This is a genomic window from Chitinophaga oryziterrae, assembly GCF_009758125.1.
Classification (GTDB): domain Bacteria; phylum Bacteroidota; class Bacteroidia; order Chitinophagales; family Chitinophagaceae; genus Chitinophaga; species Chitinophaga oryziterrae.
On sequence record NZ_WRXO01000005.1, the window covers coordinates 40,949 to 67,815 of the forward strand.

Annotated in this window: 16 protein-coding genes; 6 read left to right on the forward strand and 10 right to left on the reverse strand. The window is 42.8% G+C overall.

What is annotated here, in order from left to right; all coding sequences use genetic code 11:
- Nucleotides 1-69 precede the first annotated feature (69 nt).
- On the reverse strand, nt 70-498 hold the full coding sequence (ybeY, locus tag GO495_RS17785; protein WP_157301080.1) for an rRNA maturation RNase YbeY: 429 nt from the start codon (nt 496-498) through the stop codon (nt 70-72).
- A gap of 195 nt (nt 499-693) precedes the next feature.
- Here ybeY and GO495_RS17790 point away from each other — a divergent pair, with 195 nt between their 5' ends.
- The 3 genes from GO495_RS17790 (at nt 694) to GO495_RS17800 (ending at nt 2,724) form a co-directional block, all read left to right on the forward strand.
- Nucleotides 694-933 (forward strand): FeoA family protein, encoded by a 240-nt coding sequence (locus tag GO495_RS17790; protein WP_157301081.1) that lies wholly within the window; start codon nt 694-696, stop codon nt 931-933.
- 67 nt (nt 934-1,000) lie between these two features.
- Nucleotides 1,001-1,924: an AraC family transcriptional regulator gene (locus GO495_RS17795; protein ID WP_157301082.1), complete on the forward strand. Its 924-nt coding sequence runs from the start codon at nt 1,001-1,003 to the stop codon at nt 1,922-1,924.
- 89 nt (nt 1,925-2,013) lie between these two features.
- Nucleotides 2,014-2,724, forward strand: coding sequence for an SDR family oxidoreductase (locus GO495_RS17800; protein ID WP_157301083.1), 711 nt, complete (start codon nt 2,014-2,016; stop codon nt 2,722-2,724).
- Nucleotides 2,725-3,020: 296 nt separating this feature from the next.
- On the opposite strand, the gene nadA is transcribed toward GO495_RS17800, so the two are convergent.
- Entirely contained in the window at nt 3,021-4,028 is a 1,008-nt protein-coding gene (gene nadA / locus GO495_RS17805) for a quinolinate synthase NadA (protein WP_240915255.1), read from the reverse strand.
- A gap of 762 nt (nt 4,029-4,790) precedes the next feature.
- Between nadA and GO495_RS17810 the strand changes: the two genes are divergently transcribed.
- On the forward strand, nt 4,791-6,914 hold the full coding sequence (locus GO495_RS17810; RefSeq protein ID WP_157301084.1) for a peptidylprolyl isomerase: 2,124 nt from the start codon (nt 4,791-4,793) through the stop codon (nt 6,912-6,914).
- 103 nt (nt 6,915-7,017) lie between these two features.
- The gene (locus GO495_RS17815; RefSeq protein ID WP_157301085.1) at nt 7,018-7,521 is read left to right on the forward strand and encodes a DUF2480 family protein; all 504 of its coding nucleotides are present in this window, start codon (nt 7,018-7,020) and stop codon (nt 7,519-7,521) included.
- A gap of 4 nt (nt 7,522-7,525) precedes the next feature.
- Here GO495_RS17815 and corA read toward each other — a convergent pair whose 3' ends face one another.
- Nucleotides 7,526-8,638, reverse strand: coding sequence for a magnesium/cobalt transporter CorA (gene corA / locus GO495_RS17820; protein ID WP_157301086.1), 1,113 nt, complete (start codon nt 8,636-8,638; stop codon nt 7,526-7,528).
- 159 nt (nt 8,639-8,797) lie between these two features.
- Here corA and GO495_RS17825 point away from each other — a divergent pair, with 159 nt between their 5' ends.
- Entirely contained in the window at nt 8,798-9,760 is a 963-nt protein-coding gene (locus GO495_RS17825) for a hypothetical protein (protein WP_157301087.1), read from the forward strand.
- A gap of 513 nt (nt 9,761-10,273) precedes the next feature.
- Here GO495_RS17825 and GO495_RS17830 read toward each other — a convergent pair.
- The 7 genes from GO495_RS17830 to GO495_RS17860 form a co-directional block, all read right to left on the reverse strand.
- Nucleotides 10,274-10,648 (reverse strand): septal ring lytic transglycosylase RlpA family protein, encoded by a 375-nt coding sequence (locus GO495_RS17830; RefSeq protein WP_157301088.1) that lies wholly within the window; start codon nt 10,646-10,648, stop codon nt 10,274-10,276.
- Nucleotides 10,649-10,695: 47 nt separating this feature from the next.
- Complete coding sequence (gene tamL, locus GO495_RS17835) at nt 10,696-12,993, reverse strand: translocation and assembly module lipoprotein TamL (RefSeq protein ID WP_157301089.1); 2,298 nt, start codon at nt 12,991-12,993, stop codon at nt 10,696-10,698.
- A 1-nt stretch (nt 12,994) separates the two neighbouring features.
- Nucleotides 12,995-17,950, reverse strand: coding sequence for a translocation/assembly module TamB domain-containing protein (locus tag GO495_RS17840; RefSeq protein ID WP_157301090.1), 4,956 nt, complete (start codon nt 17,948-17,950; stop codon nt 12,995-12,997).
- A 231-nt stretch (nt 17,951-18,181) separates the two neighbouring features.
- Complete coding sequence (locus GO495_RS17845; RefSeq protein ID WP_157301091.1) at nt 18,182-18,793, reverse strand: hypothetical protein; 612 nt, start codon at nt 18,791-18,793, stop codon at nt 18,182-18,184.
- A 138-nt stretch (nt 18,794-18,931) separates the two neighbouring features.
- Nucleotides 18,932-20,407, reverse strand: coding sequence for a glutamate synthase subunit beta (locus tag GO495_RS17850; protein WP_157301092.1), 1,476 nt, complete (start codon nt 20,405-20,407; stop codon nt 18,932-18,934).
- 25 nt (nt 20,408-20,432) lie between these two features.
- Nucleotides 20,433-24,962: a glutamate synthase large subunit gene (gene gltB / locus GO495_RS17855; protein WP_157301093.1), complete on the reverse strand. Its 4,530-nt coding sequence runs from the start codon at nt 24,960-24,962 to the stop codon at nt 20,433-20,435.
- A gap of 746 nt (nt 24,963-25,708) precedes the next feature.
- Nucleotides 25,709-26,479: a DeoR/GlpR family DNA-binding transcription regulator gene (locus GO495_RS17860; protein WP_157301094.1), complete on the reverse strand. Its 771-nt coding sequence runs from the start codon at nt 26,477-26,479 to the stop codon at nt 25,709-25,711.
- Nucleotides 26,480-26,867 lie beyond the last annotated feature (388 nt).

Here is a 26,867-nt window from a genome sequence, read left to right on the forward strand (position 1 = left end):
ATCTTAATTAGTTTTGAGTACCCTTCCCCCAGATATGAATCATTATGTTCCACGTGGAACATACACAAATTACTTATCACCAAAGTAAAGGGAGAGGTATTCATTTTCCTTATTTCTCATGGTAGCTGCATGAACCTTTCCTTTGTCTTTATATCCACATAAATGTAAAGCTCCATGGAAAATTACCCGATGCAACTCCTGTTCCTCACTTACCTGGAACTTAAAAGCATTCTCTTTTACCCTGTCTACACTAATATAAATCTCCCCTTCTGTTACCTTTGGATCTGTTCCCAACTCAAAGGTTACTATATCAGTAAGGGTATCATGCTGTAAAAACTGCTGATTTATCTCTAAAAGATACTCATCTGAACAGAAAACATACTGTAAACTCTTCAATCCTTGTCCTTCCCTTGCAAAACTCTCCTTTAAAAAGGCCTTTAGTTTTGTCTTATTCTTAAGATTTAACTTCACCTCATGAGGTGTAAAGTTGATAGCCATATGTCATTATTAATTACGAATGTAAAAGTATAGTGAAATTTCTAATTAGCAGTATATCAGTCTTTGCTGAATTGGTTCCTACCCCCTACCTTTACATCATCATAACAAACACAGGGTATCCAAACATAGTATCACAGCAAAAGGAATTATATACTAAGTAGGGAAGCATCTGAATCAAAAGATCAAATAATTAAGATGAAAAAAGGCGCCATTAAATTGTCTTCTCTTGCTTTAGGAAAAAGTGCAGTGATTACATCCTTTGAGAAAGATGATCTCTACATTAAGCTGATGGAGATGGGTTGTGTTCCCGGAGAAACAGTAAAGATTGAAAAGATTGCTCCTCTGGGAGATCCTATCTCTATCATGGTTGCAGGATATAATCTTTCTCTCCGTAAAACTGAAGCTGACTTTATCTGGGTAGAAGAGCTCATTTAGTTCTTCCCCTCCTCTTCAAATGATCAATTATAGCAGTTATGATTGATCATTTTTAATTTAACAGCGTATGAAAACATCTGCACATACCATACCCACTTACCAATTAGACCCTTCCCATAAGGAACATCACCGGGATACCAGTATCAATATTTCCTTCGGATATCATCAACTTCCATCACATCTACATATCCCTGGTTTTGAAATATACTCCACAGAGGGAATGAAAAGTAGTTATGGTCCTGCTAAATCTAACTTCTACAGAGTAGGTATTATGTTGCAGGGATCATTGGACATGCAGATTGGTTTAGAACAATTTCATGTAAAACCAGGAAGTCTTAACTTTTCCATACCCGGGCAGGTACATTCAAAATGGAATATTAGTCCTGATACCTTTGGGTACTATATACTTTTTGATGACTCCTTCTTAGAAACATTAATTCCTCCCGGGCAAATAAGTCAGGAGTTTCCATTTTATAGTTATACAGGTACACAACTTTTATGCTGCAACACTGCAGAAATAGAAGAATTGACCGCTATCTTCCTACAAATAAATAAGGAAGTACAACAGGAAAAGTCTGGAAGAATTACTGCAGTGAGAATGTATTTATATCTTCTCTTACTAACAGCCAAACGTAGTTATGAAAAACAAGGATTAGAAAAGGCAGGCGTTGACGCCGGCACAAACCTGGTAACCTCCTTTCATAAGCTAGTCAGCCAGCACTTTTTAGAACTCAGGCAAGTAGCTGATTATGCCAGTCTCCTTCACGTAACACCTAATCATCTAAACAGAATTATAAAAAACAAAACAGGAAAAACTGCTTCGGAGGCTATTGATGAAATGTTAGTGCAGGAAGCAAAAGTTTTATTGAGGAACACTACCCTCTCCGCAGCAGAAATTGCATATCAACTTGACTTTAGTGAACCCGCTGCCTTTAGTCATTTCTTTAAAAAACTTACAGATCAAACACCTCTATCTTACCGGAACCAATAGTTTCTGCATAATGCAATCAATACATTGCATAGCTCAAACAATTTATAGCCCACCAATCTTTGCAACTTTGATCTGTTAAAAAACAGATCATGAATTTGCAAAATCAGAAAGTAGTTATTGCCGGTGGTTCATCCGGAATAGGACTGGCAACTGCCCAATTGCTCTCTTCACAAAATGCCCTGGTTACAATTACCGGTCGGGATACCAGCAAACTTGAAAAAGTAAAGACCGAATTCCCAAACATCAACACCGTTTTACTTGATAGTGGAAATAGCCAGGCACTTCAGGAATTCTTCTCAACAAATGGTAAGTTTCATCATCTCGTAATTACAGTTAGTGGTGCAAAAGGTGGTGGTATGTTTTCCTCTCTCTCATTAGCTGATTTAAGAGAAGGATTTGAAGCTAAGTTCTGGCCACATGTTCAGACCATGCAGGCAGCTCTACCCTATCTTGAAAAAGGAGGAAGTATCACCATCATCACAGCTGCTTCAACTGATGCACGTTTACCAGGTACTTCCGGACTTGCAGCAATTAACGGCGCATTGGAAATGATGATCCCTATTCTTGCAAAGGAATTACAACCACTTCGTGTAAATGCAGTTTCTCCCGGAGTAATAGATACGAGCTGGTGGAACTTTTTAAATGAGCAGGATAAGAAAGCAACCTTTGAACAATTCTCTAAACAAGTTTGTGTAGGCAGGGTTGGTCAGCCGGAAGAAGTCGCTTCTGCCATTTTGAGTGTCATTTCAAATGGGTATATCAATGGATCAATTCTCTCCTGTAATGGCGGACTTGGATAAGGTCATTTGTGCACTCTATGTGGATAACTGTCTAATAACCTCAAATCAGGGAAGGCGCTGAGAATTAGTTATTCCGTAGTATTCCCCGGATATTTTATTTTATCTCATCTATAAAGCCTTCTTTTTTGAAGGCTCCGAGAATCAAATTACCGGTAGATTGGTAAGGATACCTATCATTTATTTCATCTATAAAGCCTTCCTGAGCATAAAAAAACACCCTGTTATACAAATAACAGGGTGTTTATGTTATATTAAATAAAATAATAACTATATACTATTATAAATCAATTAATTAACTACAATCCGTAGCGAGCACTTATCTCCAGCATTCTTTCAATAGGCTTCTTAGCAGCTATGCGCAGTGTTTCGTTCATTGTGATCTCAGGTTCCTCATATTCCATGCACAGATACAGCTTTTCCAATGTGTTCAGTTTCATATGCGGACAGTCGTTACATGCACAGGCATTGTTCGGTGGCGCTGGTATGAAAGTCTTACCAGGGTTCTCTTTTTGCATCTGATGCAGGATACCTGTTTCGGTTACCACGATGTATTCCTGTGCATCATCCTTCAGGGTATATTTGAGCAGGCCCGTAGTGGAGCCAATGTAATCAGCAATGGCAAGTACAGCTGCTTCACATTCCGGATGCGCTATCACCTTGGCTTTCGGATGTCTGATCTTCAGTTTTGTGATCTTTTCCAGGGAGAAAATCTCATGCACCATGCAGGCTCCATTCCAGAGTAACATGTCTCTTCCCGTTTTACGGGCCAAATAAGCCCCTAAATTCCTGTCGGGGGCAAAAATGATCGGTTGGTCCTTGGGGACGCTTTCGATGATCTTTTCGGCATTAGAAGACGTGCAAATGATATCGCTGAGAGCTTTGACACCTGCAGAACAGTTTATGTAGGAAATCACGAGATGATCAGGATGTTTCTCTTTGAAGCGTCTGAATAACTCAGGAGGAGCGCTGTCAGCAAGGGAACAACCCGCTTTCAGGTCTGGTAAAAGTACCTTTTTCTGTGGACTCAGGATCTTTGCTGTTTCCGCCATGAAGTGCACTCCGGCGAAAACGATAATATCAGCATCGGTCTTGGCAGCCTGTTGACTCAGGCCCAGGCTGTCACCGATGTAATCTGCCACGTCCTGGATATCCGGTTCCTGGTAGTAGTGTGCAAGGACAATTGCGTTTTTCTCTTTTTTCAATCTTTCTATTTCCGCAAAAAGATCCAGGCGCACATCAATGGGCAAATCCAGGAAACCTTTTCGTTGCAATTCATTTTTTGCAATGTTCAGCTCCTTCATCATAATTATATATCTAGTTTATTATTTAAATAAAGAAAGAACCCACTACTATTAGGGGTGTGAATATGTGAAAAGTTAATTTTTGCTTCTGATACAAATGTAGTTGTTATTCTTTTCGTATCAGCTATCCACACGAAATTAACAATGCAGATGAGCCATAGTATTGAATTTACCTACTTTCATCCACACCCGTGGATATCCTTGTTCGTGTATATTTTTATAGTGCCAGGTGTATTAAGAAAGTGTTAACAGAGACTAATAACAATTCACAAAAAGGCACTTTTATACCTCAAACTACCCCGCCTGGAAATAACAAAATTAGTTTTACGGTCCTGAACTCATGGTTTTTCCCACTATGTTGGACCTTTTTCCCTGAGTTTTTAACAACCCATGTGGATAAAGAGAATTAAAAATTTTAAAGATGGTGATTTTGCTTTTTTAGTTTTACATTCACTTTTATACACATTTTTATGTGGATGAAGATACCGGCATCTGAAAAATGTGAATAATGAAACCTATACTTTTCCGATATGTCAAATCATCAAATTAATGCCTGTGGCTGTCTTAATTATGTTCCATGTTATGCACAACCTGGGAGAAAAATCGTAACAAATGTGGATAACCTGTGAATGAACCCTTAATTACACTTCTTGTATTTTACTTGAAACCCTTTACTGTATTGGGTTTGAGCTAAAAAAAACTGTTTTGTAGTTACAGTAATTTTATTCTATTTTTGCTTTCCTTAAAAATTAGACTATATAATATATGTCAGTTATTCAGAAGATCCGGGATAAGTATGCTGTGGTAATCGTCGTAGTGATTTGCCTGGCTATTGTTAGTTTCCTGTTGCAGGATGCCTTTTTTGGCAAGAGTTCTATGATGCGCCGTTCTACCAGTGTTGGTAAAGTAAACGGAGAAGAACTGGATATCAGTGAGTATCAACAACGCATCGAAGAAGCTGTAAACAGGTATCGCCAGCAGGCTCCTAACGGAAACGTTAATGAACAGACCCGTCAGTATGCACGTGAGCAGGTATGGAATGATTTCTTAAATGAGCAGATTATGAATGCTCAGTATGACAAACTGGGAATTCAGGTAACTGAAGCTGAGGTTGTTGACCAGTTTAATGGTAAAAATCCAAACCCGGTTGTTGTTCAGCAATTCACTGATCCTAAGACCGGTCAGTTCGATCGCGCACAAATGCAGCAGGCTTTACAGAGCATCGGTCAGGACCAGACAGGAAGAATGCGTACTGCATTACAGCAACTGGAACAATATATTCTGAAATCAAGACTGCAGGAAAAATATACTTCCCTTATCAAGCAGGCTGTTTATTATCCAAAATGGCTGGCTGAACAGCAGACCAAGGATAATGCACAATTTGCTTCCTTATCATATGTATCTGTTCCTTATGCTTCTATAGCTGACTCCACTATTAAAGTGGGCGACGATGAATTGCAGAAATATATTGATAATCATAAGGCGCTTTTCAAAACTCAGGAAGCCCGTAAAGTAGAATACATTTCTTTCGACGCATTACCTTCTTCCGCAGATACTGCAGTTGCACTGAAATCACTTTTCGAAGCTAAAGCTGAACTGGATACTACCAGCGCTGCCGATATTGAAAACTTTATCAAGCGTAATTCAGACATCGCTTACTTTGACGGTTACGTTTCAAAGAAAGCACTGATGGTGCCGCAGAAAGATACTATTGCAAATTTACCGGTAGGAACCGTGTTCGGTCCTTATTATGATAACAACCTGATCGTATTTGCGAAAATGATTGATCGCAAAACAATGCCGGACAGTGTGAAAGTGCGTCATATATTAATAGCCACTAAAAATCAGCAAGGCGCCGGCTTACCGGATTCAATTGCCAAGAACCGTATAGACAGTATCGAAAGAGCTGTAAAAGGCGGTGCTGATTTCAAAGCACTGGTTGAACAATATTCTGATGATCCAGGTAGTAAAGCTACCGGTGGAGAATATGACATCACTCCTGCTACTCCATTTGTAAAAGAATTCAAAGATTTCGCAATGGAAAGCCCTAAAGGTAAAATCGGTGTTGTTAAAACACAGTTCGGTTATCACCTGATTGAAATTCTGGATCAGAAAAATATCGGTCCTGCTATTAAAGTGGCTTACCTCGGTAAACCGGTTGACGCCAGCAAGGAAACAGACAGCAGAGCTTATGCGGCTGCCAACGAATTCGCTTCTCAGAATCACGATCAGAAAGCATTCGAAAAAACTATCCAGGAAAAAGGCCTTAACAAACGTATCGCAGATAACCTGCGTCCGATGGATTTCGTAATTCCTGGTGTTGGTCAGGCTCGTGAACTGGTACGTTGGGCATATGATGCTAAACAAGGGGATGTTAGTAACGTATTTACTTTTGAAGATAAATATGTAGTAGCCGTACTGAATGGTATCCGCAAAGAAGGTACTGCTTCAATTGATGAAGTAAGACCTCAGGTAGAAGCTGAAGTAAGAAAAGCTAAAAAAGCAGACCAGATTATAGAAAAACTGAAATCACCTGCTTCCCTGGAAGCTGCCGCGAAAGCAGTTAGCCAGCCGGAAATGAAAGCAGATGGTATCAACTTTGGTACTCCTTTCATCGCATCTATGGGTTTTGAACCTCGTGTAGTAGGTGCTGCTTTCAACAAAGCATGGGGCCCTGCTAAAGTATCTGCTCCTATCGAAGGTAATGGTGGTGTATATATTATAAGAGTAGATGCTTACCAGCCAAATACACAGCCTCAGGATCCGGCAGGTACTGCCAGGGCGTATGAGCAAGGTATCAAATCTATGCTTGATGGTCAGAGCGGTCAGTTGTTTGAAGTGCTGAAGAAACTGAATAAAGTAGAAGACAACAGGGCTAAGTTCTTTTAAGGAAATTATATAACTGATTATATGCAAAAGCCTCCCGACAGGGAGGCTTTTTGTATTTGTACACTACCCATACATTTTTAGTAATTTTGTATAAACGTGGATTATGGAAGAGATTGTTAATAAAGTAGCGCAGAGCGGTCTTATTACATTGGACCTGGAAGATTACTATCCGCAGGAAGAGATTGTTGAGTTTGATATGAAGGAACATCTGTTCATGGAGATGATATTGAAAGAGAAAGACTTCCGTGCAAAATTACAGTCGTGGGACTGGGAACAATACCGTAATAAAATTGTAGCCATCACCTGTTCAGCAGATGCAGTAATACCCTTCTGGGGATATATGTTAGTAATGACTTACCTGGAACCAGTAGCCACTTTTGCCGGTTTTGGAACCAAAGCAGCGTTACACCATACGCAGTTTATGAAAAAACTGGGTGAGATTGATGTAAATGAATATGCTGATCAACGGATCGTGATTAAAGGTTGTGGGGATAAAGGTGCAGGAGAAGCAGCCTATGTAGAGATTACCCGCCTGCTTCGCCCGGTGGCAAAAAGCATTATGTACGGGGAACCTTGTTCAACAGTACCTATCTACAAGAAAAAGTAAAAGGCTAGAACCAGCCACGCTTACGGAAAAAGATGATCATTCCTATCAGCATTACCAGCATAGCTGCCAACACAAAGAAATAGCCATTCTGTGTGTGTATCTCTGGCATATTGTCGAAGTTCATACCATAAATACCCACTACAAATGTAAGAGGGGCCATTAGTGTGGTAACAACCGCCAGTACTTTCATAATCTCATTCATCTTGATATTGATCTGGGTATGATATTGTTCCTGGAGCGTAAGGATCATTTCCCGGTAGTTCTCCGTCAGCTCATTCGCCTGGATAATATGGTCGTAAACGTCTTTGAAATATTTAATAGTACGCTCGTCCAGCAAATCACTTTCACTTTTGAGGAAACCATTGATCAGTTCCCGTACCGGCGCAATGGCTCGTCTTAACAGCAATAGTTCCCGGCGCAGGAAATTTATCCGGGCAAGTGTACGGGTATTGGGCTGATGCTGGATCCACTCTTCCATCTGCTCTATACGTTCTCCCAATTTCTCTATCACTGTGAAGTAGCTGTCTACAATAATATCCAGCAGGGAATAACAAAGATAATCCGTCCCGGCACTGCGTATGCGGGAATGCCTGATGCGCAGTTTGCCTCGTACATTATCAAATACATCGCGGGCAGCATCTTCCTGAAAAGAGATCAGGAAATGTTTTCCCAGTACAATGCTTACCTGCTCTTGTTCTATCGTAGAAGTTTCCTCGTTGAAATACACCATGGGTAATAAACAAAACAGGTAGTCCCCTATTTCATCCATTTTGGCCCGCTGGCCAATACTCATAATATCTTCTTCCAGTAGTGTGTGGATATTATAACGGGTGGAGATCCTATGCACCATCTCCTTATTGATACCATCTATATTGATCCAGGTAACTTTTGAATTATCAAGATATTGGAATACAGCGGAGTCATCCTGAGTAGTGATCTCTTCACAAGTATCTGCGTCATAATCAAATACGCTGATTTTTTCGCAGTAAGCGGGTCTGCGGGTAGAAGGACCCGTCACCGGATTATAATTCATGATCCGCTGTTTCTTTTTTTCCTTAAAAGGATTTAAGGTTCCCAGCACTCCCTGTATCGGTAAAATAATATTCTGTTTCTGCATCCTGAGTAGTAATTCCGCTAAGATAAAAATAACTTAAAATTGCCGTAACAGGGAGTTAACATGTAAAGGTTATTTTAGTAGAACCTGCAACTGTTACCGACATCTCACCATGATGAGGATACAGAGCCTTGATATTTACTGACTTATAAAAAGTATACTATGCGACTGTCCGTTATCGTTGTGAGCCTGCTCTTATTGATAATTTGTGCCTACAGTATTTTTGAATTGAAAAGCAACGATACACTTGCTGTAAACAGCACCCGGCAGTGGTATCATCAGTCTGTGGATAACCTTGATAAAAAAGTGGACCTGCTTTGTAAGGCGCTGTCGGAACACCAGTCTGCAGAAGCTGTGCAGCATGCTTTTAAAGAAACGAGACTCGCATATAAAAAGATAGAACTGGTAATAGAATTCTACCATCCTTATACAGCACAGTTTATGAATGGTGCGGGCAAAGAGACACAGAATTTCCAGGCATTGGAAACAACGATATTTCCTGTACTGCAACCAGACAGGGCTTATACAGAAGTCCGTAAACTGAAATCGGTTATGGGAAGATTGGAAAAAGAGAGTGAAGTGATCCAACCCACTGATGCACAATTATTTGATGCGATGAGACTGGAGTTAGTACGCATTATGTCACTTGGATTAAGCGGATTTGATTCACCACAGGCCGGGAATAGTTTACCAGAGGCCATTGCTTCACTGGATGGGATTAATGAGATCTGGAAATTTTATGTACCTAAGGTAAGTATCTATAATCCTGCTCTTGTAAAATATATGGATGAGCTAATGCTGGCTTCAAAGGCCCGCTTACAGACAGAAAAGGATTTTAACAGGGACCAGTTTGTTACAGAATATGTGAATAACCTGGCTATAAATCTGAAGATGGCAAGAGAGGCCTTACGTATCCCCTATGATAATCAACAATATATATTAGACCCTGCTGCTTCTAATATTTTTGCCCGCAATGCTATCCTCCCTTTATATTCTTCACCTGATACTACTACAGTAACGAATGATCCTGTGTATAATGTTAATGGTCAACGTTATACAGCCAGGTATCTGCATTCCCTTTTACGCCAGAACAGCGCCTTGAACAGTTATGTTCGTGGAAAATAAAGAAAATAAAACTGCCGATGAAGAGTATCACCGGCAGCGGACTTGGTTATGTAAGATAGGATATGGAAACATATTAATTACCGGACGTTCAATTACATTCCTCATTAGGCATAGCCGTTATACGAAACGGGTATATACTCGTAAATAAATTATACGGAAAAAGAACTGGTAAAAAGGGACTTATAGAGATAGGATAATAGCAACGAGGTCAGTTAGTATTCACATGATAACATTTATCCTGCTTCTTCAAACACGCACATACCAGACAATGCGGAGTATGTGCATTTTTCATGGAATATGGTAACTGATTTCGGCGCAAATAACAATACTGTCAGAGAATTTCCAAAAAAAATAGAATAATTACTACAAAAATGTGAGATAAATGAGTAATAAGGGAAGCAACGGGTAAAGGCCCGTACAGTCGCATTTCCCTTGTATTGCTTTGTGGTAGGGGATTTAAGGCTTTTTACCAATGGTAATCGTTTTTCTTGTCAGATACCTATAAAAACGAGGCTATTTCTTCTTTTTATAAGTGACCTCTACCACAGCAACTCCCGTACTTAACATACCAATCTTTTTAGCTGCTTTTTTAGATAAGTCTATTACTCTGCCTTCGGCAGAAGGACCTCTGTCAGTAATTCTCACTTTTACGGAACGACCATTGGCTATATTCGTGACCTTAACTTTTGTACCGAAAGGTAAAGTACGATGTGCCGCAGTCAGACTATTCTGATGAAATATTGACCCACTGGCCGTACGATGTCCTTCAAACTTATCAGCATAATAAGATGCCTTTCCATTTTCCGTAATCTTCCTGCTACAGGAAGTCAGAAACATGAGAGTGCATAATAGTACAATCAGACTGCGCGAATATTGTATAGTTCTCATAGGCATAAATTATAGCGGGGGATATGCCCCCAAGATAAAATAGTTTTTTAAAACGGATATCCTATCGCTATGTTCAATATTAGATTTTCCTTACGCCAGTCGGGATCGCCAAATTTTACATCTTTAATTACCCATCGCTCATCCTGTGGTAACCAGGGCTTACGAAGAGGGAATGCAATATCCAGTCGTACTACGATAATAGAAGCATCTACACGTAAACCGGCACCGGCATCCACCGCTATCTGTGAACCAAAGGAGCCTGCGTTAAATTGACTTCCGGGTTTTTCTGGTACGATGCCTTTGAGCCAGATATTACCGGCATCCAGAAATAAAGCGGCATTAAATATGCCAGTCAGATGCGCACGTAATTCAGAGTTATATTCCAGTTTGATATCACCTGCTTCATTGGCCAGGTACTGGCTGGAAGTATCTCTGTAAGATCCGGGACCCAGTGTTCTGGCCCTGAAACCACGCAAACTACTACTACCTCCTATAAAGTATTGTTTTACAAAGGGTAATGTACTGGAATTGCCATAGGGCAGACCATAACCCGCATAAATACGGTTTACCCATGTAAGCTTCCTGTTTAATTTCCAGTAATGTCTTGCGTCTACAGTCAAACGAACAAACTGCGCAAAAGGAATGCCCAGAATATTTTTCGTACTGTCTCCTTTGGGAACAATCAAACCGGCAATGTTACCGGAATAGTCCAGATCCCCATTGATATAAAAACTATGGATGCGGTTGGCAGATTGATTGTTGAAAGTAACATTGTAATTACCTCCCAGGATAAATTGCTTTTCAATTGCAGTACGTTGACTGGGATCGTATTTCAGGATGCTGTCATATCCGGGTGTTGTTTTAGTAGGTAATACATAAGTGATAGAGAATGGCGACCACTTATGTTCCAGGAATTCTGTCTTACGCCAGATGTACTGGAAATTGAAAGAATAGGCGTTCAGATTATATAACTGGCTGCGGCTATACAATTCATAACTCAGGCTGATACGGGTGCGGGGTACATAGGGTGTGCGCACGTTCAATCCTTTGAATATCGGTTGCCAGAAACGGGGAATGGTTACCGCTGCTTCCGTCTTGAAGTTATAGGAATTACCTCCCGTTTGTACGGAAGAGGCCTTCCCTCCTACCTGCCATTCCAATCCACCGGAGACAGAGAGTTCCAGCAGATTGGCGCCATGCAGCCAGTTACGGTTACGGGCTGTGACTTTTACTTCTGATCCTACAAAGTTGTTGGATTTTGAAGTGCCTCTCAACTCAGCCTGCAGGCTGCGCCTGGGATAAGGCGTGAGAAAGAAACTGGCATTTAAAAGAGAGCTATCCCCTCTTACCGGCCGGAATGTTCCTTTTACAAATTTGAATGTTCCAAGGTCTGTTAAACGATGCAGTGTAATATTATGAGAACTCAGGCGGTAAAGACTATCCGGTTTCAGGAATATAGAACGGTCAAACACGCCGGGCCTGAATTTATTAGTAGTATCTATGATACGCAGGCGGTTATAAATAATCGGAGTACCAGATCTGGAAAGGGAATCATTATCCAGGGAATAATTAGGGTACACCGTAATGTTTTTCATGTGGTATTTCTTCTTTGCCGGAGCAGGTGTTTCGGGTTTGACAGTTACAAACAGATCAACCATTCCGTTATTGGTACTGTCTACTTCTACCAGCAGATAGTCCGGTGTGAAATAATAGTACCCCTGTTCCTTCAGGATATTATGAATGCGGTTACGTTCTGCTTTGATACTATCCAGTCTGTACGGACGGTTCAGTTTCAGGGAAGATCCTGTTTGGGCAGCAGCGATAGCCTTACCAAGTATACTACTATCAGTTACGTACGTCACACTTTTTATGCGGTAACGAAGATTAGGAGTAGCGGTGTAAAGGATGGAAGCTTTTTTCCTGCCCCTGTTTTTTATTTCTGAAGTAACCTGGGCCTGGAAGAACCCATTGTCTACCAGGTATTGTTCCAGGACGTTGGCCGTATAATCTGGTTTGGCCTGACTTAATAAAACAGGTGCCTGTCCCCATTTATGTCTTAACAGGTAGTTAAGTCCTTTCCCTTTAGGTTCTTTTCCAAGATTATAAAACCACAGGCGGAAAGGCAATCCCGCAAACTTCTTATTGGGTTTGGGTCTGGCGCTATTCTCCATTTGTTCACTAAGGGTACTGTAATCCCGGGGCTTTTTACCCTCCCATTTAATATTGGTACCGGTAAAAAGACGATCACCCTCGGGGACAGTCTTAGTAGTACTACAGGCACTGATGCAGACAATTGCAAGCAGGGGTAGCAACCGGGGTATAATATGCCAGTTTCCTCTAACCATTTTATTTCTTACTGTCGGGTTTTTTAGTTCGCAGCTTAGTCTGTGTTTTTTCTTTTTTCGCGCGTTGGAATATCTCACGGAAATTCTCATAATCCATGATCAGGGCAAATGCAACACCTGTTTCAACTACCTGACCTTCAATCACGGTGCTGTTATCATTACGCTGATATACTCTTACACGGTACCTGCCATCTCTGGTCAGTTTGTATTCTACAGAAATATCTCCTACCAGTGTACTTGGGTTTGCCTGATTTTCTCCCTGCAGCATCACATTGGAACCAACAGAAACAGAAAGGCGATCATTGAACAGTTTTTTTGAAGCACCTACTTTCAGGTTGGTCGTTTCCTGCTGAGAACCGGTAGAGTAATCATCTTTGGATTCTACATCGAAGTTGAGATCGATACCCTTTATCAGGTTGCCGGCCAGGTTATTCATCTGCTGGGAGAGAATTTTACTTACACTCTGTCTTGCCATGTTGCTTACACCAAAGTCTCCGCTGCCCTCTCCCGCCAGGGGATCTTCCGGAATGAAACTACCCATTATCAGTAATCCCATTACCTGTTTATTCAGTTCGGAAGGGATCTGGTTGATTTGTTTCAGGCGATTATACACGCTTCCGCTAAAGGCGTTCTGATCCGCTTCCGGCATATCCAGTTCAAAGGAGATTTCCGGTTTCAGCAGAGAACCTTTGATTTTCAGGTATACATAGAAAGGCAGGCGCTGTTTATATTTATTACGTTCTGTTTCAGGGAGTGAGGATAACTGGTCCTGTACCAGATCGGCTGCCGGAGCATTCACGGTATATTTGGCTGTGATGTCAAGATCGGCGCTGGTAGCATCTCCGCTGAAAATAATAGCACTTCCTTTTTCTATAGAGAAACTGCGTTTGATCAGCTGGTTCAGCGACATTACATATTTACCTTCTGCTATTTCATAACGGCCGGTAAGGCTCAATTTACTGCTGGGGTCCAGCGTAGCATTGAGGGTAGCCGTTCCTTTCGCTTCAACATAGTCGCCATTGATAGGATCAATGATAATCCTGATAGTAGATTCCGGGGTGATTTCCGCGGTACCAGAGAGGTTGAATCCTTTTAAACGGGGATTCTGGAATTTGGTGCTGTCTACTGCTTTAAGGAGAGAAGAGTCGATAGGATTCGATTTATCCACAAAAACGATCACTCCTTCCCTGTTGGCAACGCCAGGTTCTTCACTTGGCAGCGTTACAGTGATACTGGATTTATCTTTGAGTTTTACATAAGCATCTACACGGGGCAGATCAAGATTGCCACGTATTTTGATACGGGTGTCAACAAAAGCAGGTCCGTAATATAATTGATCGGGATTTTGTTGTTCTCCCAGCACCATGAAGTTATCGGAATTGATATCCAGGTTGAAGTTAAAATTGGTGTAGTCTTTTGTATTAATGCGTCCATCGAGTATCAGCTCATTTTCCAGGCTGTCTGCAATTACGAACTTATTGAATTGCAGGCCTTTCTCGTCCAGCACAATGTTCTCATCCGGGAAAGTAAGCGGGGTCCCTATTTGTGTGATGGTACCGCCGGCATCATCAAAATGGAGATTACCCAGCACTTTTGGTTTGTCGGTAGTACCGGTGATGGTGAACTTACCATCTGCCGTACCATGCATACGGTTGACGCTACCAAACGTAAATGCTTCCATGGAAGACATATTAATACGGTTGATATCCACATTGGCATTGATAGTCGTATCGTAAGTACCGGCTACTTTCAGGTCATTGTCTTCTCCCGTAAGAGAGGCGGTTAATTTATACTGATTCGCAACGGGCGTTTCCACTTCAGCATTCAGGGTACCTAATTTAGAACCTCTGAAAACCAGACTGTCTACTTTTATAGTACTTCTGATGAGAGGCGATTTATCAAGGTTGCTTACCAGCGCCTGTGCATTCATGTTACCATTTGCCAGTAAAGTGTCTGCTGCCAGTAAAGCCGTGATAGTAGACAGTTTAAAGTCTTTGATATTTGTCTGTATGGCAGGCAGTGTACTATTACTACTATCTGGCCGGGTCTGTAATTCTATAGATTGTTCCTGGTAAGATATTTTAAGAGTGGCACTATCCGGAGAACCATTGTGGATATGTATGTGATTATCCTCTGCTACTTTCCATTGTTGCCTGTTCAGCATCAGATCTGGTTTCAGGGAAAGAGAAATGGCGTTGTCCGGCAGGAACTGCACGTAACCTCCCACCCTATATTTGGGTTTCCGTTTGATATCATCCAGGAAAAGGTCCCAGTCTACTTTGCCGCCGGAAGCCAGGGCATTCAACTGTGTATGGTACAGGGGAACTACTTTATGATGCAACTGTGCTAAAGAGAGGGTCGCTTTCAGGGCCGTATCCACGACACTGGCATTCATGGTAAGACTATCCAGTTGCAGGGAGTCGTATGTTAATTTGGGTAAGGCGGCATTCAGTACCAGCAAACTGCTGTCTGTGTTAATGCGGCCGTCCATAATAAGCGGTTTTTCCATCCGCAGACCGGGCATCATGCCTTTAAGGCTGCGAGGCCAGATTAATTCAGCGTTCCATTGGAGTATTTGTCCTGATGGAAGTCGTACCAGTTTCGCACTATCATAAGGTTGCAGCGGTCTGTTGATCAACTGGGCGAAGGCAGCACCGACTTTCGTATAATCTATTGAACCATTTGCATTTATAAAACCAAAAGGACCGGTCAATGAGAGGTATTGTTTATCCTGATAATGTGCTGTCAGGGCAACAGTATCTATCGTGTAAACCTGGTCCAATGTGGCTATCTGCCAGCCATCGAGGAAAGCATTCCCTTCTAAGCGGCGGGGCTCCAGGCTGCTGAAGTCCGCATCCAGGTTACCTTTCAGTTGCAAAGGCTGGGAGTACATATGTATGGCGAACAGGTCTGCTTTATCCAGTTGCAGCTTAGCCTGTAAAGATTGCAGGGAGGTATCGTTGAGTGTTCCATCTACATTAAATACCATTGTAATACTGGTATCCTTACTTTCTCCTTCTGCGTGTAGTTGTTGTTTATCGATATTTGCTTTTGCAGCTATATCGTGATAGGTATATCCTTTGTAAGTAGCATCACTTAAATGTACAGAGGCATTAGCGATCATACCAGGGAAAGAATACCCCTGCCCGCTGGCAGACATGTTTCCACTTACCCATCCAAAGGTGGTATCATACAATAATATGCCGGGGTGTATGTGGAAGGAAGACAGATTTATATCATAACGGCTGCGGATACTGTCTGTAATATTTACAAGATGAGCGGTGAGGTTTGCATTGGCAGAACTGCTTTTCAGCTGTAGAGCTGTTGTCATATCCTGCATGCCCCCCAGGAAACTACCGGTAATCAGTAATGATTCCGGCAAGCGGGGTGTATCCGGTAAAGTATTGGCAGGTAACCAGGAACGCAGTGCTTTGTTGCCTGATAAAATATAGATATCGGACAGGTTGGCGTAGAGATGATCTGCATCTGTTACGTGTTGTACTTCTCCATGTGCCTGAATGCGGTTTCCTTTGTTATCAGCAATACGCAGTGTTTCGATGATCAGTTTGCCAAGAGAGCCTTTCAGTACAGCAGTTAACTGGATTTCTTTGTCCCAGAGAGGCTTCATGAATTTGTTCTGACGGGCATCCGGCACAAAGGGTAGCCATTCTGCCAGGGTAATGTAGGAAGAGTCCATGTTGGCACGGAGCTGCAACAGTTCCATGTTGTAGGACAAAGTAGACCATGAAGGAACATTCACTGCAATCTGTTTCCTGAGCAGGCTTTTGTTTGTTTGCAGCAAAAGGTTTTGTAAGGAAAGGTATTGAGGTGTGAATATTACATTAAAATGGGCCTGTTTGATAGCAAATCCGGAACGGTCTGTCATTGACAGTTTATGCAGGATAGCGCTGATCGTATCGGGTTTGTAAAGAATATTGCTGATATGTGTATTGAAGTCGCTGAGTAAAAGGTGGTTATAATCAGGATCACTGCCAGCGCCCCGTTTGGCAGGAGCGGTATTATTATCGAATTTAACGTTTACATGTTCCAGTTCCGCTTTGGTCGCCAGTACCTGCCAGGTATCAGGTGTACTATCTGTTGGAACCGGTTTGGAGGTATCGCGGGCTGTGGATAGAGAGAATATCCCGGTGGTGTTGCTGATCTGTAACCCTCCTATCAGTACACGGGTAGAATCCTGATCTATGCTGGAATTAAGGAGTTCCAGTTTTCCTATTCTCCAGGCGGTGGAGATGCCGTTTCCTTCATCGGCATACAGGAAAGAGCTATTCCGGATATCTAATTTCTTAAGGAGAAGATGAAATGCAGTGCTGCCGGTATCTATTGGTGGTGGCGCAGCGCTGGTCAATTGTTTAGGTCTGTATTCCTGTTTGAAGAAGCCTTTTAGTCCGTCTAATTTTATACCGCGGAAAGCATAGAGCCCATCATCGAGTAATAATTCATCCGGATCTACGTGGAGTTCCTGCCAGGTGATTACGGCGTTCATTCCATCCCGGGCATCTATATATCTTACACGTACCTGTTTAAGTGTAACGTCTTTAATATCAAACTGAATGGTAGTGCCGGTTTTGGTAGAAACAGTATCCGGAATACTGTCTTTACTTACAAATGCATCGATTATAAACTGGTAATTGAAAACTGAATCCTGGGGATGGCGATATACATTTACAAGTAAGGTATCCCATTGCAGGTGGTTGATCTGTAGCTCATTGTTGAGAATTGCCAACAAGTTGTACCGTACTTTCAGGGACCCGGAATATAAAAGAGCCTGAGAACTGGTATCTGCGACGAATACATTCCGTAATTCCAGGTATTGCCAGCCTCTTATGCGCAGATAGCCGATCTTCACACGGGTGTGTAGTTTCTTTTGCAGGTAAGACTCCCCTTGTCTGCGTATATAATCCTGAACAGATTCCAGCTGTAAAAGCAATACAGCCATAACTGGTAATAATAACAGGACCAAAACTGTCCATAAAACCCATCGCCACCAGGGGCGTCGGTGATGCTGTTGCTCTTGAGTTGATGGTACCGTCACTATGAAATAGTTACTTACAGTAATTTACTGGATTAAAACATATCAGGGTGTTCGTTGTTCGAACTCTGTAAGTAAACAAAATTTGTACCCGCAAACGGGAATCAGTAAAAAAGAGGGTGTAAATGCGCAATTATATTACCAGACAGGGTTATTTCTTTGGTTGAATTTCTCGATGTAATAAATCAACTTTTCCTTGTTCTTCGGGTCTTCGTTAAATTCTCTTAACAGGGCAGTATCCTGGGGAAGGATGTACCTGCGGAGATTGAAAAACGTGAGATCGTAGACATCTCCCGTAACTATATTCAATACCTTCCTGCTAATGGTGGCCGGAGGGGTATTATTAAAGATGATCCCTTCTGTGGCACGGTTTGCCGGGGCAGAAGTAATAGCGTGTACCTGGTACAGGCAGTAATATCCTATTTCATCGAATTTATTAAGACCATTATCCCGGATATATGCAGCAGTTCCATCACTATATCCCCAGAAATTTTTCACTTTATGTTCATGACCGGCGGAATCCAGTAGCATTAACTGGTTGCGGGAAGCCAGCAGGTAGATCTGGGCAGCCGGGGTTTTATCCTTTACTACCAGTTTACCATTTTCTGATGGCTGATTGGAGCGGAATTCCCTGAAGCTTTTGTAGATACCCTTTTTTAATTGATGAGTATCATATATAGAAGTATCCTGTGCAAAAGATGACAGGAAAAGTCCGGAGAACAGCGCTGTAGAAAGTAAAAACCGCATCATAAGGATGCAAAAGTAAGATATGTTTATTTAGCGGGAATGATAAAAGCAAAAGGCCGGGTAAAGACCCGGCCCGGCTGAAGGTTACAACAAAATCTAAACCTGCTTATGAGAAATTTTAATCAAAGCATTCAAATTAATTTATACAGCGAGCGCCTGTAAAGAATGATCTTTACTTTCCAGCTGTGAGCTACCCATCAGGAACTCATCAACTTTTCTTGCACATTCTCTTCCCTCGCTGATTGCCCATACTACCAGGGATTGTCCCCGACGCATATCGCCGGCAGCAAACACCTTGGGTATAGAAGTCTGGAACGCTTTTTCTCCTGCCTTCACATTTCCTCTTTCATCTTTCTCTACACCCAACTCATCCAGCATGCCGGTGTGTTGAGGGTGTACAAAGCCCATCGCCAGGAAAGCAAGTTCACAGGGTAATTCCTGTTCCGTTCCGGGAACCTCTTTGAAACCGCCTGGACGACCATCTGGTCCCAGTGTCCATTCGAGATTCACTATTTTTAATCCTTTCAGATTACCATTTTCATCTCCTGTAAATTCCTTGGTACCAATAGCCCAATGACGAGCAGCGCCTTCTTCGTGGGAAGAAGATGTTTTCAACACCATAGGATAAGTTGGCCATGGCATATAAGGAGTACGTTCTCCCGGTGGTTTTGGCAACAATTCCAGTTGTGAAATACTTATTGCACCATGACGGTTGGAAGTACCTACACAGTCTGAACCCGTATCACCACCTCCAATTACTACCACATTCTTACCGGTGGCCAATATGTCTGATCCGGAAACAGGACGGCCGCTCACGCGTTTGTTCTGTTGTTTCAGGAAGTCCATCGCATAATGTACACCTTTGAAATGACGGCCGGGAATATCCAGATCGCGTGGGATGGTAGAACCACCAGCCAGCACGATGGCATTGTATTCACGCAGAAGGTCGTTCACACTTACATTCACGCCAACGTTCGCATTACACTGGAATACCACACCTTCATCTTCCATCAGTTTCACGCGACGGTCGATTACCCATTTTTCCAGTTTGAAATCCGGGATACCATAGCGAAGTAATCCGCCCGGAGCATCATCCCTTTCAAACACGGTTACCTGGTGTCCGGCATAATTCAGTTGTGCAGCGGCTGCCATTCCCGCAGGACCAGAGCCGATCACTGCTACTTTTTTACCGGAACGTACGCGTGGCGATTTAGGCTGTACCAGCCCTTTATCGAAAGCGATCTCAATAATATGACGTTCAATTTCTTCGATAGCAACAGGAGGCTGATTGATACCCAGTACACAGGCACTTTCACATGGAGCCGGACAGATACGACCGGTAAACTCCGGGAAGTTATTGGTACTGCTTAATATATTATACGCTTCCTGCCAGTCTTTATGATATACCGCGTCATTAAATTCCGGGATCACATTACCCAGCGGGCAACCGCTATGGCAAAATGGAACGCCACAATTCATACAGCGCGCAGACTGCTGATTCAGTTTAGTATCTGAATATTTTTCGATGAACTCATTATAATTCTGGACTCTTTCCTGAGGAGCCACTTTAGATGGCAGCTCTCTTGTAAATTCCAGGAATCCTGTTGGTTTGCCCATTTCTCTTTTCGTTAGAATGTTAGTACTACTTCCCTACTTTCTGAGCCTGTGTTTTTGACGCACCTAATACGGCTTTGTATTCTTTCGGGAACACTTTCACAAAATGACGCAGCTGATTTTCCCAGTCCTTTAATATGAACTTAGCCACTGTACTGTTTGTGTATGCATGGTGTTTGGTAATCAGGTCCTGCAGGATAGCAGCATCTTCCTGGTCCAGCGGGTCCAGATCGATCATATCCTTATTACAGCGACTTTCGAAAGTCCCTTTCACATCATATACATAAGCAATACCTCCACTCATACCAGCACCGAAGTTGCGGCCTGTTTCTCCCAGTATCACTGCTTTACCGCCGGTCATATATTCACAACCGTGATCGCCAACACCTTCTGTTACGATGGTAGCTCCCGAGTTACGTACGCAGAAACGTTCTCCTGCTTTACCGCGGATGTAGGCTTCTCCGGAAGTTGCTCCATAGAATGCCACGTTACCGGCAATGATATTTTCTTCTGCTTTGAAACCAGCTTCCGCATGTGGGAAGAGGATCAGTTTTGCGCCGGAAAGACCTTTACCAAAATAGTCGTTTGCTTCCCCTTCCAGTTCCAGGGTAACACCTTTGGTATTAAAGGCACCGAAACTCTGGCCGGCGGAACCTACAAACTTGTAGTGGATAGTATCTTCCGGTAAACCATCACCCTTGTAACGTTTGGATATTTCATTACTGAGGATAGTTCCTGTAGCACGATCTGTATTCTTTACTGTAAACTGCTGATATACACGTGATTTCTTTTCGAGCGCCGGCTGTGCTGCTTTCAGCAACTGCCAGTCGATCACTTCACTGATACCATGGTCCTGTTCTTCCTGTTTGTACAGGCCTACTTCAGGACCAGCAGGTTCTTTATACAATACCTGGGAAAGATCGAGGTGTTTGTATTTCCAGTGGGTGATGTTTTCACGTACCTGTAAGTTATCTACCTGGCCAACCATTTCAACAACGGTACGGAAACCAAGGTCCGCCATTATCTCACGGAATTCTTCTACCAGGAAGTTGAAGAGGTTCACTACGTTTTCAGCATCCCCGTTAAAGCGTTTGCGCAGTTCAGGGTCCTGAGTAGCTACACCCACAGGGCAGGTATTCAGATGGCATTTACGCATCATGATACAACCTTCTGCAACCAGTGCAGCAGTAGCCACACCCCATTCTTCAGCACCTAACAAAGTAGCGATAGCGATATCGCGGCCTGTTTTCAGCTGACCATCTGTCTGTACCACCACGCGGCTGCGCAGTTTGTTCTTTACCAGTGTCTGATGTGTTTCTGCCAGACCCAATTCCCATGGTAAGCCGGCATGTTTTACAGAACTGATTGGAGAAGCACCGGTACCACCATCATGACCAGCGATCAGTACCACATCTGCCTTGGCTTTTGCCACCCCGGCAGCGATCGTACCAACCCCGGCTTTGGATACCAGTTTAACACTGATACGTGCAGCACGGTTAGCATTCTTCAGGTCAAATATTAACTGTGCAAGATCTTCGATAGAGTAAATGTCGTGATGCGGTGGAGGGGAGATCAATCCTACTCCTGGTGTAGAGTGGCGCACTTTCGCGATCCATTCGTCTACCTTATGGCCGGGCAACTGGCCACCCTCTCCGGGTTTTGCACCCTGTGCCATTTTGATCTGGAGCTCGTCCGCATTGGTGAGGTAGTTGCTGGTAACACCGAAACGGGCACTGGCAACCTGTTTGATAGAAGAGCGCATGCTATCACCGTTAGGTAATTTCTCATAGCGCATTTCATCTTCCCCACCTTCTCCTGTATTGCTCTTGGCTCCGATACGGTTCATTGCAATGGCCAGGGTAGAGTGAGCCTCGTGAGAGATAGAACCGAAGCTCATCGCACCGGTAGCGAAACGCTTCAGGATGCTTTGTGCAGATTCTACTTCTTCAATAGGAACAGAAGGACGGGTACGTTTGAAAGCAAAGAGGCTGCGCAGGGTGGCTGCTTTCTCGCTCTGATCGTTTACCGACTTCGAATATTTCTTGAATATGCTGTAATCGCCCATACGGGTAGCATATTGCAAAAGGTGAATAGTAGTTGGATTAAAGAGATGGAATTCGCCTTTACGTTTCCACTGATATACACCACCTGTAGTGAGGCGTTGTACCGGTGTTTCTTTACGGCCATATCCCATCCAGTGTTTTGCCAGTGTTTCGCGGGCAATTTCATCCAGGCCCATACCCTGTAAGCGGGAAACGGCACCGGTGAAGTATTTATCTACTACCAGGCGGTTGATACCCAGTATTTCAAAGATCTGTGCACCCTGGTAAGATTGCAGGGTAGAAATTCCCATTTTAGAGAATACTTTCAGCAAACCTTCGCATACTGCCTTGATGTAATTCTTTTTCAGTTTGTCTACGTCCTGGTCTGTTTCCAGCTTTCCGTTGATCTTCATATCACGAATGGTGCTGAGAGCCAGGTAAGGGTTGATGGCGGTAACGCCAAAGCCCAGCAGACAAGCGTAGTGATGTACTTCCCATACGTCACCGGCTTCTACGATGAGGCCTACCTGGCCGCGGTATCCTTTGCGGATCAGGTGGTGATGTACTGCGGAAGCAGCCAGGATGGAAGGGATGGCAGCATGTTCGGAGTCGATCGCCCTGTCAGACAGGATGATTACTTCAAAACCATCTTCTACAGCATCCACTGCGTAACGGCAGAGGCGTTGTAATCCTTTCTCCATGGAACCGGGCTTTTCATCTGCACGGAAATAAGTGTGCAATGTTTTAGCCTGGAACAGGCCGGTATCTATACTACGTATTTTTTCCAGTTCGAAGTTGTTCAGGATGGGATGACGCAATGCCAGTCCGTGGCAGTGCAGCGGATCTTCATCCAGCAGGTTACCGTTGTTACCTACGAAAGTAGCGAGAGACATTACCAGTCTTTCACGGATCGGATCGATAGGCGGATTGGTTACCTGTGCGAACAACTGTTTGAAATAGCTGGTGAGGTGCTGTGGCTGATCGCTCAGTACGGCCAGGGGAACATCTGTTCCCATAGAACCGATCGGCTCTTTACCATCCAGCGCCATTGGAGCAATGATCGTATCCAGGTCTTCGGTAGAGTAACCGAAGGCTTGTTGGTATTTAAAGATCTGATCGTGTTCCAGGTGACTGAAAGTTACCCTTGGTTCGGACAGTTCTTCGAGACGGATCTTATATTTATTCAGCCATTCGCCGTAAGGTTGCTGGGAACAGATGGTCTGTTTCAGTTCCTCATCGCCGATGATGCGGCCCTGTTCCATGTCCACTACGAACATTCTTCCAGGTTGCAGGCGGCCTTTTTCTTTTACGTTCTTAGGATCGATAGGCAATACACCGGCTTCAGAAGCCATGATTACGCGATCGTCTTTAGTGATCACAAAACGGGCAGGTCTCAGACCGTTACGGTCCAGAGTACCACCGATGATCTTACCATCAGTAAAGGAGATACAGGCAGGACCATCCCATGGTTCCATCATGGAAGCGTGGTACTCGTAGAAGGATTTCTTCACAGGGTCCATTGCAGCGTTACCATCCCATGCTTCAGGGATCAGCATCATCATTACATGCGGAAGGGAGCGGCCGGAGAGCAACAGCAGTTCTACTACGTTGTCCAGGCTGGCAGAATCGGACTGGCCTTCTTCCACAATAGGAAGGATCATATCCATTTCTTCCTGGGAGAAGAATTTAGAGATAAAGTCTTTCTCACCGGCACGTAACCAGTTGAGGTTCCCTTTCAGCGTATTGATCTCACCATTGTGCGCAATATAGCGGTAAGGGTGGGCCAGGCGCCAGCTGGGGAAAGTATTGGTAGCAAAGCGGGAGTGGATGAGCGCAAAAGCGGACACCATTTTCTCATCGCTGAGATCTGCATAATAATGACGTACCTGGTAAGTGGTCAGTTGCCCTTTATATACAATCGTTTTTGTAGAAAGAGATGGTATATAAAACAGTGCTTTTTCTTTAGGAACGGTGTTGCGGACTGTTTTGGAAACATAATTACGCAAAACAAAAAGCTTGCGTTCAAATGTATCGTTATCAGTAATATGATAAGGACAGGCGATGAACACCTGTTCGATTTCAGGTTCTACAGAAAGCGCACCTTCACCAATGCCGTCCGGACGAACAGGCACTTTACGGTAACCAAGAATATCAAGGCCTAATTTTTCCGCCGCTCGGTTGATAATCTCACGACATTCTTCTCTCCATCGGGGTTCCTTTGGAAAGAAAATCATTCCTACACCATATTTACCAAATTCGGGGAGACTAATGCCTATTTTAAGACATTCGTCATACAGAAATTCATGTGGCAACTGAATCAGGATCCCCGCCCCATCACCAGTGTTTTGTTCACAGCCACATGCACCGCGATGTTCCATGTTTTCCAACATGGTCAGCGCATCCCGGATGATCTGATGCGATTTACGGCCCTTGATATGGGCAGTAAAGCCTGTTCCGCAAGCATCATGTTCATAATCCGGGTGGTACAGTCCTTGCAATTGCTTCACTTCTTGCATTCGTTTAGATTTTTTGACCTTGGCATACTTCTCCTGGCATAATTCGGGAGAGGGTACCGTAATTTTTGTATCGGGAATGCTATAAAGATACTAAAGGAATACGGTATTTTTTACCAAAACTTTCGTATAAGGGTTAAAATTTAGAAAAGATTAAAAAAGTATAGGCTTTTGTTAGAATTATATAAGAAGTGTAGGCTTAACTGGTCTGATTTTACCCTTTGGGGCATTTGTTGAGTATTAAAAAGGCGTAATGTATTGGGGGTGAAGGAAGAGCTGCAGGGGTAAGAGAAATACAAGGTTTACCCGATGCAGATATAACTATTTCCTGCCATAGTAATTTTCCGTATATTTTAATGTATTGATAATCAGTAGTAAAAAAGCATTTAAATATTAATGGATACTGATAAGCTACTGAGAATCTGTGTATTAGGATATATAACCCGTATATAAGCCCTATATAACCCCTATGTAAGCTATATATAAGCTATACTTATAAAGATATGGCTTATATACAGGTTATATAGAAGTGTGTTACCAGTTATAAAATGTTTACAGGAGCCTTTATGCCCTTTCTGTGTTTTATTTAAGACGTATGGTTAACGGGCCTTTTACGAAGAACAGCTATAGCCATGATACAGTTATGAACAGGAACAAAACAGGTTTATCCTCCGTTTATCCTCCGTCTTTTAACGGAGGATAAACGGAGGATAAACCTGTTCAAAAGTCTTTTAGAGCCTTATAAAGTCTTAGACAATACGGACGTTCACGCCCAGTTCTTCCAATGCTTTTACAATATGTGGGGAAATACCGCTGTCTGTTATGATCTCATCAATATCCTCAATGCCGCAGATTTTACCAAAACCACGGCGTCCGAATTTAGAAGAATCAGCCAGTACGATCGTTTTCTGTGCCGCATTCACCATCCGCTGGTTCAGTTGCGCTTCCAGTATATTAGTAGTGGTTAATCCGAATTCGATATCGATACCATCTAAACCCAGGAATAGTTTGCTGCAGGAAAAATCGGCCAGGATCCTTTCCGCATAAGTACCGGTTACAGAAGATGAACTATTACGGACAATACCGCCTAGCTGTAATACTTCTATTTCAGGATGGCGGAGCAGTTCCTGTGCTACATTCAGCGCAGGTGTAATGACAGTAAGATGTCCTTTTGGGTGGATATTCCTGGAAAGGGCCAGTGCCGTGGTACCGGAAGAGATAATAATAGCATCGTTGGGGGCAATTAAGCTGGCCGCAGCGATGGCGATATTATTCTTTTCGTCCCTGCGGATCTTCTCCTTTTCATTAACAGGTTTATCGTTGATATACGGGTTGTGTATAGTAGCACCTCCATGAGAGCGGAATAACAAAGCCTTGTCTTCCAGTAATTTGAGATCTTTTCTAATGGTTACACCGGATACGTCCAGCTCTTTGCAGAGATCTACCACATTTACATATCCTTTCTCGGACAACCTGTCGAGGATATATTTATGCCGTTCTGCAATATTTATCATTGACATATGCGTAAGAATTAATGAGTATTGAAATATGCCTGTAGTTTGGGATGAAACGCTATGCCATCTTCCAAATAGTTACAAAAGTACTTTCATGTTGTTGAATTAAATGCATAACGACAGAAAAAAATATGAAGGAAATTTGTAGTCTTTAGCGTATAAACGAAAGGATATGCAATAAATTATCCCTATTCAGGCAGGGTTGAAATGACCTAATTCATTTATGATCATATCTTTTTATCATTTATCAATTGTTTTTTCAGTTTTTTATTGGTTGTTTCAATTTATTAGATTTCCTTTTTTCTGGAGATCTTAGTGAGATATAAATGAAAGCAATCATTTTATAAAGTAAGTGGCCTGACTTAACACCGCTAAAGAAGCTTATCCTGCTATT

What these genes read in the sequence shown, in the direction of transcription:
- GO495_RS17830 (WP_157301088.1), bottom strand. Translation starts at nt 10,648, where the DNA reads ATGAGAACTATACAATATTCGCGCAGTCTGATTGTACTATTATGCACT.
- corA (WP_157301086.1), bottom strand. Translation starts at nt 8,638, where the DNA reads ATGCAGAAACAGAATATTATTTTACCGATACAGGGAGTGCTGGGAACC.
- GO495_RS17860 (WP_157301094.1), bottom strand. Translation starts at nt 26,479, where the DNA reads ATGTCAATGATAAATATTGCAGAACGGCATAAATATATCCTCGACAGG.
- GO495_RS17810 (WP_157301084.1), top strand. Translation starts at nt 4,791, where the DNA reads ATGTCAGTTATTCAGAAGATCCGGGATAAGTATGCTGTGGTAATCGTC.
- tamL (WP_157301089.1), bottom strand. Translation starts at nt 12,993, where the DNA reads ATGGTTAGAGGAAACTGGCATATTATACCCCGGTTGCTACCCCTGCTT.
- ybeY (WP_157301080.1), bottom strand. Translation starts at nt 498, where the DNA reads ATGGCTATCAACTTTACACCTCATGAGGTGAAGTTAAATCTTAAGAAT.
- GO495_RS17795 (WP_157301082.1), top strand. Translation starts at nt 1,001, where the DNA reads ATGAAAACATCTGCACATACCATACCCACTTACCAATTAGACCCTTCC.
- GO495_RS17790 (WP_157301081.1), top strand. Translation starts at nt 694, where the DNA reads ATGAAAAAAGGCGCCATTAAATTGTCTTCTCTTGCTTTAGGAAAAAGT.
- GO495_RS17850 (WP_157301092.1), bottom strand. Translation starts at nt 20,407, where the DNA reads ATGGGCAAACCAACAGGATTCCTGGAATTTACAAGAGAGCTGCCATCT.
- GO495_RS17815 (WP_157301085.1), top strand. Translation starts at nt 7,018, where the DNA reads ATGGAAGAGATTGTTAATAAAGTAGCGCAGAGCGGTCTTATTACATTG.
- GO495_RS17840 (WP_157301090.1), bottom strand. Translation starts at nt 17,950, where the DNA reads ATGGCTGTATTGCTTTTACAGCTGGAATCTGTTCAGGATTATATACGC.
- GO495_RS17845 (WP_157301091.1), bottom strand. Translation starts at nt 18,793, where the DNA reads ATGATGCGGTTTTTACTTTCTACAGCGCTGTTCTCCGGACTTTTCCTG.
- gltB (WP_157301093.1), bottom strand. Translation starts at nt 24,962, where the DNA reads ATGCAAGAAGTGAAGCAATTGCAAGGACTGTACCACCCGGATTATGAA.
- GO495_RS17800 (WP_157301083.1), top strand. Translation starts at nt 2,014, where the DNA reads ATGAATTTGCAAAATCAGAAAGTAGTTATTGCCGGTGGTTCATCCGGA.
- nadA (WP_240915255.1), bottom strand. Translation starts at nt 4,028, where the DNA reads ATGATGAAGGAGCTGAACATTGCAAAAAATGAATTGCAACGAAAAGGT.
- GO495_RS17825 (WP_157301087.1), top strand. Translation starts at nt 8,798, where the DNA reads ATGCGACTGTCCGTTATCGTTGTGAGCCTGCTCTTATTGATAATTTGT.